Consider the following 15,708-nt stretch of genomic DNA (forward strand, 5'->3'; position numbering starts at 1 on the left):
TTGGAAGGCGTGCATACGGGAAACCGTATCGGGGGTTCGAATCCCCCTCTCTCCGCCATTGACTTAGCCCTTGACATGAGAATGTCAGGGGCTTTGTCTTTTGGATGTCTTCCAGATGTAAGGTGAGATGTTTCAAGCATTAGAGATCGGTAGTAAATTGCTGCCAGACATCTTTGTGATCTGCAATCTTCGATCTAAGTGATAAAGAAAAGAGCCCCAATGTTGGGGCTCTTGTGACTTTGTGAAAACACGACGTCGTAACGCGTTACGACATTTCGTTACGACGGTGTTGTGTTCTGGGTCAAAAAGGGAGCTTGTCCATGGCCTCTCGCTTGCGTCCCGTGGGTATGTGGGCATAGACTGTTTCGGTTGTTCGTACGGATGTGTGACCCAATATACGGGATACTGTGAACATGTCGATCCCAGCCTTAAGAAAATACACAGTCGCTGTGTGACGCAACGAGTGAACGGTGATCTTCCGGCCAAAGTCACATTTGTTGACGTACTTCTTGAAGATCACTGTGATTGAGTTTGCGGTCCACTTCGGAAACAACCGACCGGATTTCTTATGTCCCTGCTCTATCAGCAGGTCGTAGAGCTTCTCACCGATCTCCAGAACGCGATTGCGTTTGGTTTTCGTGTTACTTGCTCTCAGGATGATCGTCCGCATCTCCAGGTCAATGTCCCTCCAGTCAATTAGCGCAACTTCGGTTCTGCGGCAACCGGTCAGCAGAAAGAAGCGAATCAGCCGTCGGAACTCCTCGTTTGTAATCGCGGACAATAGCTGCGCAACTTCCGCCTCGTTCAGGTAAACTGCGTAGTCCGGTTCTGGAATTCTGACTGGCATCACGCCTTTGAAGGGATTCTTCACCAACCATTCGAGCTTAACGGCGTATTCGAACCCTGCCTTTACGGCACGGTGGTACATGTTCGTGGTCGTTCCGTTCAACCGTTGCAATAGCCACGCCTTGTACCCCTCCGCGATTTGGTAGTTCACGTCCTCCAGCGGAATGTCATCAGCGTACTCCCGGAACTTCCAGAATCCCTGCTGAATGATTTCGCACGTGTTCTCAGTCTTGTTCGCGCGGCTGAAGGCCATGTACTCACGCTCAAGGTCAGGAATCCGAAGTCTCGAAAACTCTTGCAACTTCGCCTTGTGCTCGCGGGCTTCCCGGCGGCGTTTTTCGCCCTTAACATCAATCGGTTTGTCCGCTTTTTGCCCTGGCTCAACATCAAGTAGCTTCGCGCAGAACTCATGGTAAAGCCGTTGGGCCGTATGCCGATCCGTGCTGCCAAGCGAGTACGTTTTCGACTTGCCGTCAAGCCGGTACTCGATGACCCAGATGTAATTGCCCGATTTGAGCTTCTTGTGTCGTAAACTTGCCATGGTTGTTATGCGCCTCCTCGGTAATGTCCGCGTGATGTCACGCGATATGTTGCGAGGAGCTTGTTTCGTTGCTTTGAGTGTCCTCGGACGGTGTGATCTACTATCTTATTCCAATAAGTCCGACCACCCACAGAGCGGGGACGTCTCCCCGCCCTGCTGGTTTCGGTACCTTCTGCGCATCGCTTACGATCGCTAGGCGATTTGCGTAAGGGGATGTTCATCAGGTTGTCACCTGGTTGTCGGGCACATTGTGCCAGTGGTAGTGGTGTGGAAGGGCCCAGTGCCATTTGCTCATGTGAAATTCATCAAATCCTTGCCCTATCACAGGATTGTCGAATCCAACTAGATAGTTAGGATTCGTCGTCTTCGTTCAGAATGCGACTGAGTTCTGCTGTATCCTTCGCGAAGTTGTCACGCAGACGCTTCAGACCTTCTTCAAGGTCCTTAAGAGTCTTCTTGGCGCGTGATTTCTCGTACGCGTTCGCAGCTTCCTCAACGAGCTTACGAGCTGCTGTGATTGCGCCTTCTTTCGACGCAATCAAACTGGGAGCGCGTTCAGTGCGGGCACGCAACAAACCGATTTGACGGCCGCTGGTACCTTTGCTCTTCGAACGACGTTCAGCCTGTTCGACTTTGGCCTGGAGCTCTGCCGCAACACCCTCGTTAAAACGATCAACGTCGATGTACTTCAAAGAACCAGCGACGATGCGCAGTGCTCCGTAGCGTTTTGCGGGAGCCTCCAACTTGCTTTCGTCGATGCCGATGATCTCGGCAGCTTTTGAAATGGGATGCACGTTGTTCACGATGCACCTCCTTATATAGATGCTTGTTTGTGGCCGAAATCCGCGGCCACACCGGTTCCTAGGGCACAACGCGACCTAAGCCTTCGCGTTCCTCTGAGCAGGGAATTTCGTGTGGTCTTGTCATCAGATAGTTGCGAACTCCGATACCGTATTTTTTGCGGAGCAAGGCGCAACAGAAAATCCCATTGAAGTGGGTCGGCAGGTCCAGAAATTCATCCGGAATTGGACCGAATCATGTCAAAGAACAAACCTGCCAGGTCGAGGTCCCCACGATCTCCCCTACACATTGAAGACGACCGAAATAGCCAGGCAATCAAATCGGAAATCGGATTTACTCCAAATCTCTAATTTTTAACTTCTTGCTTTTCTGGCGAATCAAATAAAACTGTGAGTTAACTGCGTTTGGAAGACATGCGAGTTTCTCTGCAATCTCGGCCGAGTCCAAAGTGTCCATTGACTTCACGGCATCGAGAAGCTCTGCTCCACGTTTGCGGATATTATATCTGATGAGACGGTCCGCAACTTCAGCTTCATCGCGGTTTTCGATTGCCTTGTAAGATTCATCGTCATGGGCATCCGAATCAGCGGCCTTGTAGTCGAGATCGAATTCATCGCCACTTTCGACATCGCGCTGCACAATCGGCACATGACGGGCTCGCCGAAGCGCGTAAGCTTTGTTCCAGTCCATGATTCGCTTGTTCATAAGCCAGAGACGAAGATATACCTTGTCTGAATCCGGAATTCCCTGTTCGGGAAACCGTTCGTCCCAAAGCAGGAGTTTTTCTATCAGCCATCCCTCCAAGTCTTGTGCATCGTCATACCCCATGCCAAGCTTTTTAACCCGTTCCTGAACTTGACCTAACACAATCTTCCACTTGTCTTCACGTTCCTTGTCATTTGCGTGCACGGCCGTGCGTCCTCTCTGCCGATGCAGATGGGAAGAAACACGGCAAGGCCGTGTTCGCCACCCGCTTCAGCGGTTGGTTGACACGACCTCGGGCCCGAGGACCGTATTTGATTGTTTGCTTGCTAGTCTAGACTAGTTGGTTCTGGTAAGACAAACTTGAAGCAAGAGTCCTTGTTATCATTGCTCCTGGTTTGAATTGTTCTGCATTGCTTTGTTGAAGCAAAAAAAAAAGCCTGAAGTGTATTTGTGGTACACATTCAGGCATTGATGCTCTATCAATAGCTATATCGCTATCGAACTACTTAGGTTGCTGAAGAAGGAAGTCGACTTTACACTTGTTGTTCTCTATGTATTGTGCAGTAATTGTCTGAATGTGCTGATATTTTAGGGCACAAAAAAACCGAAAGCGATTTGCAAAGCAAATAGACATTCGGTTCGTTACGTCAACTCAATCAATGAATCACCACTGCCATTGTGGCAGAAAGTCATCAGGGGAATTGACGGGCGCCTCCCTCGCTTGGAAGCCATTCCATACAGGGCAAGGGAGCAAAAAGGTTAAGTTAAAGCGGCGTGGGATTCATGGGGAGAAGTTTGGCGATTTTAGTTACAGTGGTAAATGTAGCGCCTTGTCGGCAAAAAGTCAAGTCCCTCGCGATTGCCTGATTGAACCGGCCAGCCGGGAAGCTCTTCGTGTCAGAATGCAGATCCTGGGTCTGCGTTGCTGCGGACGAGGTGGATTTCTGGCATAAGAACCTGTTGGTATCAACAACGGGTATTGCGCCCGATCCAGTTCAAATCAAGGAGAATCTCATGCGAGTGAAAGTATTGTGCTTAGGCCGCTCGGCCAAGGAAATCGAAGTTCCGGAAAACACCATAGTCGAGGCTGCGATTCAGCAGGCTGGTTTTCCGAAAGACAGCTCGTATACCCGTCATGTCAACGGATCGCCAGCATTTGATAGTGACATCCTGCAGGACGGCAGCGTGCTCACCCTCGTGCCAATGGTAAAGGGAGGTCGCTGAGAGGATGGTTCAGACTACCTGTCCTACGTAGTCTCAAGTATTCAGAGAGGGCTGTGATCCAAGTGGTCATGGCCCTCTCTTTCCTCCGGAGGAACGCTTATGATTGAACAAATTAGAACCTTGATTAGGTTCTACGAACAGAAGCTACATACACCGATAGCCTTGGTATCGAACGATAGCGAGATGCGTGAGTGGCATGAAGTCGGGATTGCTGTCTATGTGAATGCGGACAAGGAATCGGCGTTTTGCAAAGACATGTTCGGTGATCCGCTTGTGATGGAATCGGTGTTGGTTGGAATGGTGTCACCAACGTGGTTGGTCTTGTACGGTGCGCCCCGTCTGGATGTCACGTCGAACATTCTCGACGCGCATCTTCCCCGCATGTGTCGTGCGTTTCGAAACACGCAACGACAAGCACTGATTGAAACGATGCAGTCGGTTGCTGCCGAACGGAAGCAGGAACTTGCACGATCCTTAAGGGATGACAAATACGAACTCGAACGCCTTTGTATGCAAGTGATGACATTGTCTCGCAAGATTGAAGGCGACAGCGAGATTCTGATGCTGTTTAGTAGAGCACCGGAACTAATCAAAGCCAAAGCAACACGGACATTCGTCGAGATGATGAAGTTGGTGCCGAGTTGCTACGAGTCTATCAAGCTGGATGAATCATCGATCATCGCGACGACGTATCCAATCGCACTTGAACATGACGGTGGGCGTTACGAATTCGAACCCTATACCGTGGAAATTCGTCTTGACCTTGGCAAAGTTCTGATCAGCGGTGGCACTGAAATGAATGGCTATGTCCATCCGCATGTCACGGATGATCCGAACAACATCTGTTGGGGTAATATTGGCCATCTGGTTTCACGTCTTGCTGGTGAGCTTGACTTGCATGGACTTCTTCAACTCGTGCATCAGTTTCTTAACAGCTACAACAGCAGTGATCCATTTCAGAAGATCGAGAAGTGGGATCCAAACTGGGTTGAAGATGAAGACGATGAACCATACTGCTCGTGGTGCGATGACTACGGCCACGAAATCGACAACTGTGATTCGTGCTGGTGGTGCGAACATTGTCAGCAATACGATGACCACGATGAAGAAAATTGTCCCAACCGTCCACAAGAGGACAACGAAGAGGAGGATGCCGATGCAGAACTTGCAGAGGACACAGCGGCAACCGGTTGATGCTGGAGTGAAGATACAAGTCGAGGCAACCGCAATGCAGAAACTGTGGCTGTGGACGGACATGGCAAAAGGTGAAGTTTCTTGTCTCGGACTGGTCGACGAAGTCGTCAATGCTAATTCCAAACGCATCACTGCATTGATCGTCACTGATTTCTTTCTCGTCAAGCAGAACTGTTCATACGATGAAACCGACATGGACATTACCGACGTTGCGAGATTGATCACCGAACTTGAATCTAAAGGCATTGACTCTCGCAAACTTCGATGCTGGGCGCATTCCCACGGTGGAATGCAAGTTTTCTGGTCAGGACAAGATGAAACGTGCATTGCTGGACTCGCAAACGGCGAATGGTTGCTTTCCCTGGTTGTCAACAAGCGACGAGATGCGATCATGCGTTTGGACCAGTATCATCCCAGTCACATGTATCTTGCTGATGTCATCTGGGAGACCAAGTTTCCACCGGTGGACGGTCTTGCAGAAGCATGCTTTTCGGAGTTCAAAGCCAAAGTCAAGGAGAGTGCCTTTGTTCCAAAAAATCGCGACTACGGTCCTGCAAGTCTGAGGCAAACTCGCGAAGAACTTCAGGAAGCAGAAGCACGTGGTGCACTTACAATGGATGAACTCGATGACGAACTGAATTGGCTGGGATTGGACCGTGATGAACTTGACCACTTCTAGGAGACCACATGAACGATATGCGATTTCTAAGACAGCAAGATGTTGTCGATGCAGAGAAGTTAGCGAATTTGCAAGTAACGTTGATCGGTCTGGGTTCCATTGGGAGCGTCACGGGTTTGTATCTAGCCAAGATGGGTGTTTGCAATCTGACGTGTTTCGATGCAGATGTTGTGGATATTCACAATGTCAGCAATCAGGCATATGGGATGTCTGATGTGGGCTTGCTGAAAGCAGATGCATTCTCGATTCTCGTTGAGAATCAGACCGGCGTGCTGCCGAACACCATTGGCATGCAATATGATGGCAGAGAACTAACGGGAGTCGTCATCAGCGCGGTTGATTCAATGAAGTCACGCGAGACTATTTGGAAGTTGGTTCGTGAGAAACCGGAAGTGAAGCTCTATCTCGACGCGCGCATGGGTTTGGAGACGCTTGTTGTGTACGCCGTGCGGCCGCAGGTTCGCGAAGACAGGATCGCCTATTCACAGACTATTTGTAACGATTCCGATGCTCTTCAAGAACCTTGCACCGCGCGTACAATTTGTTACACGCCGCTGATGGCGGCAAGCGTGATTTGCTCTTTGGTGAAGCGGTATGTTTGCGATGAGATGTTACCGGCGCGGATTGTTCTTGATCTGGCGACGATGACACTCCTGGCCGGACAGTAGCTGAAGGTAGGGGCGAACCCTATCTTTTAGATAATCAATATCTTATGCTGTTGCGTTTCAACCCTTGCTTTGCATGACGCCCTATCGTAAATTGTAACAAACTCACATGACATTCGATATCTGACCATCCTCTATGTTTGAGCATGACGACAGAGCAACAGTCGCTAACAGGGCACGCGTTTGCCATCGGTAGCCATTTCATTGATTACTTTCGATTTCTTTGCTACCACACGTGTCGTAATTCATTCAGACTTCTTCAGTCCTATTTACACTAATTGCATCGGAAGCATGCCATGGACAACTTGACTAAGTCAAATCGAAATCCTTTCTTGATCTCAGGTCTAGGGATACTGGCTGAAAAATTTAGCTCGGAGACCACTATCATGACGCGAATTCTATCTGTATTCAATCTTTTGAAGCGGGTGGGGTTCGCGGTTTTGTTGTTGTGGGGAAGCGTGTATGCGCAACCGAGCCTTCAAAACTGGATTCCGATTGGGAGTCCGCCGTGGGGAGTCCTTGACGTAATTGATGATCCGGAAACAAGCGGAGAATTAGCCGGAACATTCAGGAGCGTCCAGTTCCCGAACGGAGGCGGAGTGTATCTACACCATGGAGATAATATGGACTGGGAGTTTCGAGGTCTTGCTGGTCATCGAGTCCACAAGCTCTCGTACTATCCCTATTGCCAACCCAATGTGTTCGCGTCAACCGACTATGGCACGTATATGCATGTGGAAGATACTACTTGGACTTTGATTTCCGACTTCGGTACACCGCTGTATGAGCACATTGATTTTACGATTTCACCCATTGACACGGCCGTCTGGCTGTTTGTCCGCTACTATGCAGGAGCGGGAGTTTTGCATGCTTCCAGAAACAGCGGAGACACGTGGAATAGACTTTACACTGGTGACGTTGTTGGCAATATGATCTGGTCTAGAACAGATCCAGACGTATTGTTTTTTAATGAGGGGATAAGAGTTACCAGCCTTAGAATTACCGACAGCACGGAAGTAACTTCACTCATCATGTCTCCCGCTGAGGGGATCTACAACTTCGTGTATCACGCGACGGAAGAAATCCTCTATGTTGCAAATGTGTATTCTCTTAGCAGCGTAAATCTTGCAACGGGCGATACCAGTGTTGTTGATCTTCCACCGGGCGTGAACTACATGACAAGTGTTGCCTACTCGACACTAGACGGGCTGATTGCCGGAACTTCCAATGGATTCTATCTTGTGTCTGATGATATGACTGAGTGGACCGCCGTTGTAGATTCTATGATTGTGGGATCGGCGACCATACTTTATGCAGATGAGACAAAGTATATTTCTGGAACGCTTTCCGGATTGTTCGTATCCTTATCATCGTCAGCCGTACCTAGAAACGAGCGTGGCGTCGTGTTCAACGAATTCTCTTTCTACCCCAACCCAACGAACAGCACAGTTCAAATTCAAACCACGACATTAGGATCGGCCCAACTGTTTGATGTTTTGGGCAGACAAGTCTATACAACACAGCAATTGCCGGTTGGCACGACGACGTTAGACCTAAGCCGTCTGGTATCGGGAACCTATTTTGTGAGATTCATGAACCACAACCCGGAGAGTGCATTTTCTCCGAACGTAAGACTTGTGATTGTCAAATAGAAGCGGAGGCTTTTTATGAACGGGCGGCGAGTATTCCGAATGCAAATGTATTTCCTTTGGCTGGTTCTTATGGGTAGTGCAGTGAATGGTCTAGGCCAATGGACAATAACAACTACATTATGGAAAGGTGATACGGTTGAAGTTGGCGAGGGACGAGCAATACTCGAAACTACGTCTGACACTGGGTATGTTGCCCTGACCGCTCTGTTAAGCAATTACTCTGCACAACTTGAATGGAAACACTCGGACTTGAACATTTATGTGCTAACTATTCCAGATTCTTTTGAGGTTGAGAATGTATGCGACAGCATAGGAACAGACCCTAACACAAAGGAGTGTCATCCAGATTTTGTTGCATACGCGTTAACTAGCGATTACTACTGGAATCTACAATGGAATTTACGTAATGCAGGGCAGAGAGGGGGTACTTCCGGAGCAGATATAATGGCCGAAGAAGCTCAAAGTATTACGCTGGGAGAAATGTCAGTCGGAATTGCAATTCTCGATACTGGTATACCGTATGACGATTTAGCAGACGAACTGACGCATTCTGACCTAGACAACTCATTGCGAATTATTCTGGGTGAGATATGTTTCGATTCATCGACGAGCAACCCAGAGGTGTGGAATGATGTACACGGGCACGGTACTCATGTTTCAGGAATAGCACTCGCAGCAAGAAACGAATACGGAATAGTTGGAGTTTGTCCCAGCTGCACAGGTAGGATTGAGAAAATAATGCACCAGAGCAACACCTCTTTGGTTAGTGCGATTCTACGCGGAATTGAGGACTCCCAAGGTAATGCCGAGATTCTTAATTTGAGCTACGGTTTCTTTGTTGTCAGCGATATCTTGACTGGTGCAATAGACTGGGCCGCGAGTGAGTTTGGAATGCTGTTTGTATTTTCTTGTGGCAATGACGGACAGGAAGGGTGTAGGTTTCCCGCAAGTCTTGCTGCGACAAGAACCCACGTCATTGCGGTCGCGGGTACCGACCCTGCTGATCAACGATGGAAATTTCTTCGCGATCCAGGCGTTCCACTCTGCGAAGGATCCAACTTTGGGTCTGACGTAACAGTTGCTGCTCCTGCGGGTTCCTTTTCTGACTGCGATGAAATAGATTGCATGGGAGTCCTCTCGGATTTGCGAGATGGTATCGCATTGGAAGACACGAGTATTTGCGGTGTCGAGCCAGAGGAACGCGTAATGTACGCATCCGGCACCTCCATGGCTGCACCTGCCGTTGCGGGAATCGCAGGGTTGCTTTTGTCGTTTGACAATACCCTGAGCTATTCCGAGCTGCGTGAGATCATCGAAGAATCGGCAGACAACGTGTATGGTACAACATTGCCTAATGATAGTATTGGATATGGCCGTGTCAACGCCTTCAAGGCCTTATTGCGCGCGCCGGGAGTCAAGACGTTGAGTTCGGATTTGCATGTGCGGAAACATATTTATGATAGTGTCAGCCCATACTATCTCGAAAGCGGTTTGATTGTGCCGGACAGCGTGACACTAACACTCGATCCCGGTGTCCACATCACAATGGGGCCAAACGCATACATTCTGGTTAACGGGAGCCTTGTCGCAAACGGAACATCGAACAACGTCATTCACATCGAGGCTGCCAACACGGGTGAGCGTTGGAACGGGTTGACGATCAACGGTGGGAGCGTGGAGATGTCGTACGTCAATCTTGAGGATTTCAAGGATCATGGTTTGTACGTCGAATCGCCTGACGCCGTGTCCATCAGCCATGTGGATTTGGATTGTTCGAGTTTGAAATATCAGGGTATCGGGTTGCGCCTCTGGAACAGCCCTACGGTGACGCAGTCGGTTTCTGACCTGATCGTGCATGATGTTCCTGCGGATTCACAGATTGCGGGGATGTATCTTTACAATTGCAAGGTTGGATTCAACGTCGTCACGATTGAAGACTGTGATTGGATCAATTCTTACATCAAGAAAGTCACCGGGACTTTCCGGGAATGCAGTTTCCAGGATCGAACAGAGACGTATGGAGTGTTGTTTAACTCGACTCCCAATACTCCCAATTTCCGTTGCTGCAACTTTCAAGATTTGGGCCCAACCAGCAGCAGCTGGCCATCCTCGATCTTCTGCGCGACAGGGACATCTCCTTCTTTTGGAGGGGAAGGCGACACGGGCGGCGACGGCGTCAGCAATGTTATTACCGATAGCTGTGCTTACCTAATGATTATGCAGGGTACGCTTGCTTTGCCCGTAGTTGATTCAGACCCTCCGGTACCGCCGCAATATGGCTCAAGTAATGGTGGCAAAAACAACTGGAAGAATGTGCAAGCAAGTGGCAAGTATTTCCAGTGGCAGAATCCCGGCACTACAACTTATCCATGTACCGATCAGTGGTGGGCCGGCGGAGTTGATACAACCATGTTCAGCCCAAGTGTTGCTGCACGATGGGATTTTGATCCGGAGGCAAGTTCAGAGTGGGGTTTGTGCGGCGGCGGGAGTGGCGGCGGCGGTGGAAGTTCGGTCAGCAACGGACCTCTTGCTCGAAACGCGGGAGGCACTTTGGACGACGGTGAATATGATGACGTCTTGAGAACCGCGTTTGAGTACGAAGAAACTGAAGACTATGCAGCAGCACAGCAGCTGTTTCGTTCCGTTGCGGAAAATTCTACGATTGCCAGCCAACAATGGACTGCGCTTGCCCACGTGGTTGTATGTGAGGCATTCGTCAGCAATGGTCAAAGTTGGATACCAGGGCTGCTAACTGACCTCATTGAGGAACAAGACAGCTATGAAGCAGGTGTCCAAGGCGAACGTCTTCGTGTAAGCTACTATCAGAACCGTGGTGAATACGATAATGCCATTGAGACGTGTGTTAGTCTCCTCAACAGCGGTTTGACTTACGAGGACTCCATTTATGTCGCCATGGATCTCATGGGACTGCAGATGAACAATGGTGATGATGGCGGTTCACTCGACGGCATGTCCGCGAGCCAGTTGATACCTGCAACTCTTCGTGCTCGCGATAACGAAGAGGCACTGGGGATTGAACGAGGGTTGTTTGAATACCTAATGTCAGGCGGTAGAAGCAACGATAGGCTGGTCTCTGTACCGCAAGAGTACAAGCTCTATCAGAATTATCCAAACCCCTTCAACCCAACAACTCAGATCGAGTTTGATCTTCCTGAAGCATCGAACTTGACTTTAAAGGTGTTCAACACTCTAGGACAAGAAGTTGTCACGGTTAGCGACGGCAAATTCAATGCTGGTCACTATGTAATGACGTGGAACGGCAAATCCAATGCTGGCATCGATGTCGCTACTGGTCTTTACATCTATCAGCTAAAGGCCGGTTCGTTCTTGGATACCAAGAAGATGATTCTGATGCGGTAGTTTCCGCTCGGACTGAAATCAGAAAGCCTCAGCAATTTTGCTGGGGCTTTTCTTTTTCTGGCATAAGAATCAGTCCAAGGACAATTTTCACCAGAAAGGAACAGCATGTCAAATATTTTGTGCGAAATCGTACGCAGCATCAGCCAAGGGGCAAAGGCCGCTTGCAGAGTGATTCGAAAATAAATAACTTCGACACGCCAAGCTTGAGATTGCAAGAATGAAAGATGTCCATGTTTTGGACCTCTTTTCTTTTACTTGAAGATCGAGATCTTTGGACTAACAATAGCGCTTCAGATCAGCATTCTTTCGGTTACCCTGCATCACTGAGGCTTGTTTTGGCATAACAATTGATGCTCGATTGAATTACTAAGGGGAGTACCACGACGCCGCGAAAAATTCCAACAAAAAAAACTCCAAACTCGGTTTCGAGACCTGGTTTGGAATGATTCTTAGGGTATTAGCCGGGAAGAGATACCGGTGGGCCTTACTTCCATCAGGGTCTTTCCTAGGAGCATGCTTATTCCATTGGTGATCCTACTGGATTCTTGACATCACCCCGATGGCTCCAGTGATCCAACCACATACCAGCAAAACTACTGGCTTGTGGCACGCGTTCATCGTGCCGTGGGTAGTCGACATCGGGTTTGATAGGTTCTGGTTTGCGTCTGCGAAAGCCTAGTGCTTTCAACGGCATTGTTTGGGGAATTTGATTTGGTGTTTTCACTTGGGGGGATTCCTTGGTTTTTTGAAATGTAACCTGGATTTTGAATTTGTAACCAGCATGTAACCAACGTAAGTCAAGTATTTTTATGGGTGTAACCATGTAACCAAAAATTTCGATACACACCCTTCTATAAATAATTATTTGATCGAAGTTCAGCATAAAACAAGTGATGTGAATTTTCTATAACGAGAGTATCGTTCTAAAAAGGTTACAAGGTTACAATACTATATTTTCTCAACTTACGTGGTTACAATCAGGTTACATGAAGGTTACATATTAGGAAAACAGGTTACAATTGTTTTCAGGGGAATTCGACCGAATGGTTTTCGGTGGCGATTGACCTTCGTCATCGACTGCAAGAGACTTATTAATCGCTTCAAAGCCGGATAGGTCAAGTCCGAATTGGGACGCCCGTTCCATGTCGACAATTATGCACTTCTTCGGCGCACTTTTCTTGCCGTAACCATCATTCTTGAATCTTACAGGGTGGTTTGTTTTCAGAACGAATTCCTTACGCGATTCAATTTGTTTTAGATAGGCTGCGTCGTCGCTTATCTCACCAACATAACCTATTCTGAAAGCATTCGCAGTTAAGGTCTGCGCCGCAGATTTTAGGTGAATTGCTAGATAATCCTTTCCGGACTCCAAACTACGAATGTTTGCGAACGCATAATCAACATTTTGCTTCACAATATCTCTTTCGGCCATAATGGCGAGTTGTTCAAGTAAGTAGTCAAACGAAAGTTTCACTTGGCCGTTACCTTCGCCGGTGATTTCTTCAATCTGTGCGTCAATAGCCTTCTGAATATCAATCATGCCTTCCAGTACAACGCCATGCAGTGCTGCAAAATCCTGCATCAACGTCAGACCGAAAACCATCGCAGTAATGTTGTTTTGAATACGTGGGGCGACCGATTTGCCAGTCACGGCTGTTTTTACCACCGCTTCAGCATCGGCCAGCCGCGCTGCCACATCCACTCCCAGGCAAAATGGAATGTATTGCGTCATGAAAGCTTGCAGGTCGAGCCCTTTAAGAACCTTAAATGCTGACTGACACGCTTCGTTTTTCTTGATTTCATCGGTGAAACCGGCAATCAGCACACGTTCTAAAACGGCTGATTCCTTTACCTTGGATTCACCACACAGAACCACAGGGGCAGTTAAGCGGTAGTGTGTAACGGTCGCATCGGGTTTGCCCTTGTCTTCAATTTCCCCACGATAGACCTTTCGCAGCATTCTGGACAAGTCCATAACCTGGCCATCGCGCATATCATAGGGTTTGTATTCGTCCAGAACAACTGGAACTGCGTTTGTGCTGCTCAATAGCTTCAGCATCGGAAACGGCTTCATGGTGCAAGATGACACTGTCGGGTCATCGTACCCATGCAAAGACATCATCAATTCTAATAACGACGTTTTTCCACCACCTTGCGTTCCATAACAGAATAATGCTGGGAAGCTGCCAACCAAGTCCATGATCCGTGGTTTCAACGGAACGGCGAAGAACCACCCTAGGATAGGCAACATCACTTCGCGCTGATTGACCACCAGAATGTTGTTGAAAAATGTGCTGATCATGGATACATAGTTAGCATCCGACATCTGCGAATACTTAACGCGAGCATGAAGTGAATCTGAACTTCGGTCATACGGAGTAATCTGCATTGGATTGATCTGGCCAGCAGCGGTCAAGTTGGTACCGCGAACAACCCAGATGTCATCGTGTAAACCAATACTTCGCGTGCCTTGTTTGCGCACGTTCACCTTCGATATGACACGCTGACACACGTCAATGACGTCCAAGTCGCTGCCATGAAAAGTTCCTTCGCTGTGCTTGGTTGCTTTCATGAACTTTCCACGCGTGTGCCAATCCGTGTTTTCGATAGTAATCCCGGTCCATTCTTGACCGGAGATGTGTTTGATTGTGCAGTTCAAAACATCGCCGTCCGGCAGCATTAACAGTTCGCCGGCATCGATGGTAAAAGGCGTCAGCATTATGAAATCGCCGTTCTTTCCAATCTTGCCATAGCATCCGCTGCGCTCCACAATCGGGCTATCAATCGGGTCAAACTTGGAAGCCCAACCTGCAGGCGCCTTGGGAGCGCCCACAGGTAAATCAAACTTCAGTCCTTGGTCACGAAAAGTATCATACCCTTGTGGCCCATTCCAATTGGCTGAGATATCATAAAACAGATCATCCAACTTATCCTGACTGAAGCGACTAGCTTCACGTTTGCAAAGCTCAGTGAATCGTTCCCAACCGTCATCGAAAACGACGTAGTTTGATGCGATACCTAACCAGGGTTCATAGTCCCAGCCGCATGGGTTTGCCTCAAACGCCTTGATAATCGGACAGTATTCAATCATCCGGTCCAAACCGGGTTGATTAAGCTGAATGCCGGTGGATGCATCAAGTTTCTTCGTTACATCGGGCTTGAAGCTGCCGATGGCACGTTCAATACTTAAAGCAGTATTTCGAGGTGCTTCACCAAGTGTACACACTGGGTCTGCAACCGGCTGAAAGTCTGCTAGATTCAACAGCGCACTGCGCTGGTTGGATACCCTGTGAAGCGCAAAAGGAAGTTTGATTAAATTGCCAAGGCCCTTCTTCCCATCTATTGAATCCTGTTTTGGAAAGATCTCGATGTGCAAACCGTCCGGTAGTGTGCCCATTTTGGATATCAGAACGCGTCCTAGTTGACGCGCCTGAGCCGCAGGTACAAGTTCCGCAAAAAGCAGGATAACATGGTACCCTTTGCGCCCACTGAACTCAAGCAAAGCGTGAAGACCGAGGTCTTCAGCTGCTTTCAAAAGCTTGCGAGCCGTGTTTTGAAGTGCTGGAAGATATTCCTGCACTTTGTCTGTGTGTTCTTTGTTGACATCAATATCCAAGGCAAGGAACTTGACTTTGTTGTCCTTGTCGATTGGATAGATGCCGATAGTCGTGTCGCCTGCGACGTGATTTTGCAAGTCGATTAACGTCAAACTGCAATTTGTGGGATTGTAGCTTCCGTCCATGTTTTGAACGGCATAATTATCTGTTCGTGTAACAAATGTGTTTAAGAGTCCTGACGCAAGCAGTAGAGCCTGTGCCGGATTAGTGAAATCATTATTATTAGAAACTGAAAGGTTTTCTTTGTAGTTCGTATTCTGAATCGCCATACGCTTGTCTCCTTAGGTTAAATATAAGTGTTTTGAGTTGTTTGTGTGCGCTTAAGTAATCTGCCAGGTTAACGGTAGCAGTGCCGTTGAAGAACTCTTTTTCGAGTTCCTTCGATTGTTCGCTGTCTCGAAAC

Annotated in this window: 11 protein-coding genes; 6 read left to right on the plus strand and 5 right to left on the minus strand. The window is 48.4% G+C overall.

Translation table 11 applies throughout. From position 1 onward, the window contains the following. Window positions 1–301 precede the first annotated feature (301 nt). The 3 genes from HUU59_13085 to HUU59_13095 form a co-directional block, all read right to left on the minus strand. Entirely contained in the window at window positions 302–1,387 is a 1,086-nt protein-coding gene (locus HUU59_13085; protein ID NUO20373.1) for a tyrosine-type recombinase/integrase, read from the minus strand. Between the two features lie 350 nt (window positions 1,388–1,737). Further along, a complete protein-coding gene (locus HUU59_13090; protein NUO20374.1) occupies window positions 1,738–2,190 on the minus strand; it encodes a hypothetical protein in 453 nt (150 codons plus the stop codon). 331 nt (window positions 2,191–2,521) lie between these two features. Beyond that, entirely contained in the window at window positions 2,522–3,097 is a 576-nt protein-coding gene (locus tag HUU59_13095) for a hypothetical protein (GenBank protein NUO20375.1), read from the minus strand. Window positions 3,098–3,787: 690 nt separating this feature from the next. Here HUU59_13095 and HUU59_13100 point away from each other — a divergent pair. The 6 genes from HUU59_13100 (at window position 3,788) to HUU59_13125 (ending at window position 11,688) form a co-directional block, all read left to right on the plus strand. Beyond that, window positions 3,788–4,117 (plus strand): hypothetical protein, encoded by a 330-nt coding sequence (locus HUU59_13100; protein NUO20376.1) that lies wholly within the window; start codon window positions 3,788–3,790, stop codon window positions 4,115–4,117. A gap of 99 nt (window positions 4,118–4,216) precedes the next feature. Next, window positions 4,217–5,311 carry a hypothetical protein gene (locus HUU59_13105; GenBank protein ID NUO20377.1) on the plus strand — a complete coding sequence of 365 codons (1,095 nt, stop codon included), beginning with the start codon at window positions 4,217–4,219 and terminating at the stop codon, window positions 5,309–5,311. Then, a complete protein-coding gene (locus HUU59_13110; GenBank protein ID NUO20378.1) occupies window positions 5,274–5,990 on the plus strand; it encodes a hypothetical protein in 717 nt (238 codons plus the stop codon). The genes HUU59_13105 and HUU59_13110 overlap by 38 nt, the downstream gene beginning before the upstream one ends. 8 nt (window positions 5,991–5,998) lie before the next feature. Continuing rightward, a complete protein-coding gene (locus HUU59_13115; protein NUO20379.1) occupies window positions 5,999–6,658 on the plus strand; it encodes a ThiF family adenylyltransferase in 660 nt (219 codons plus the stop codon). 383 nt (window positions 6,659–7,041) lie between these two features. Next, window positions 7,042–8,307, plus strand: coding sequence for a T9SS type A sorting domain-containing protein (locus HUU59_13120; GenBank protein NUO20380.1), 1,266 nt, complete (start codon window positions 7,042–7,044; stop codon window positions 8,305–8,307). 444 nt (window positions 8,308–8,751) lie between these two features. Then, the gene (locus HUU59_13125) at window positions 8,752–11,688 is read left to right on the plus strand and encodes a S8 family serine peptidase (protein ID NUO20381.1); all 2,937 of its coding nucleotides are present in this window, start codon (window positions 8,752–8,754) and stop codon (window positions 11,686–11,688) included. A gap of 517 nt (window positions 11,689–12,205) precedes the next feature. Here HUU59_13125 and HUU59_13130 read toward each other — a convergent pair. Beyond that, the gene (locus tag HUU59_13130; GenBank protein NUO20382.1) at window positions 12,206–12,571 is read right to left on the minus strand and encodes a hypothetical protein; all 366 of its coding nucleotides are present in this window, start codon (window positions 12,569–12,571) and stop codon (window positions 12,206–12,208) included. A gap of 117 nt (window positions 12,572–12,688) precedes the next feature. Next, the gene (locus HUU59_13135; protein NUO20383.1) at window positions 12,689–15,574 is read right to left on the minus strand and encodes a hypothetical protein; all 2,886 of its coding nucleotides are present in this window, start codon (window positions 15,572–15,574) and stop codon (window positions 12,689–12,691) included. Window positions 15,575–15,708 lie beyond the last annotated feature (134 nt).

The organism is bacterium (assembly GCA_013360195.1).
Taxonomy (GTDB): Bacteria; Electryoneota; RPQS01; order RPQS01; family RPQS01; genus JABWCQ01.

Coding starts and splice junctions, on each gene's coding strand:
- HUU59_13130 (NUO20382.1), bottom strand. CDS start 12,571: ATGCTGAACTTCGATCAAATAATTATTTATAGAAGGGTGTGTATCGAA.
- HUU59_13135 (NUO20383.1), bottom strand. CDS start 15,574: ATGGCGATTCAGAATACGAACTACAAAGAAAACCTTTCAGTTTCTAAT.
- HUU59_13105 (NUO20377.1), top strand. CDS start 4,217: ATGATTGAACAAATTAGAACCTTGATTAGGTTCTACGAACAGAAGCTA.
- HUU59_13115 (NUO20379.1), top strand. CDS start 5,999: ATGAACGATATGCGATTTCTAAGACAGCAAGATGTTGTCGATGCAGAG.
- HUU59_13085 (NUO20373.1), bottom strand. CDS start 1,387: ATGGCAAGTTTACGACACAAGAAGCTCAAATCGGGCAATTACATCTGG.
- HUU59_13110 (NUO20378.1), top strand. CDS start 5,274: ATGCAGAACTTGCAGAGGACACAGCGGCAACCGGTTGATGCTGGAGTG.
- HUU59_13120 (NUO20380.1), top strand. CDS start 7,042: ATGACGCGAATTCTATCTGTATTCAATCTTTTGAAGCGGGTGGGGTTC.
- HUU59_13125 (NUO20381.1), top strand. CDS start 8,752: ATGGCCGAAGAAGCTCAAAGTATTACGCTGGGAGAAATGTCAGTCGGA.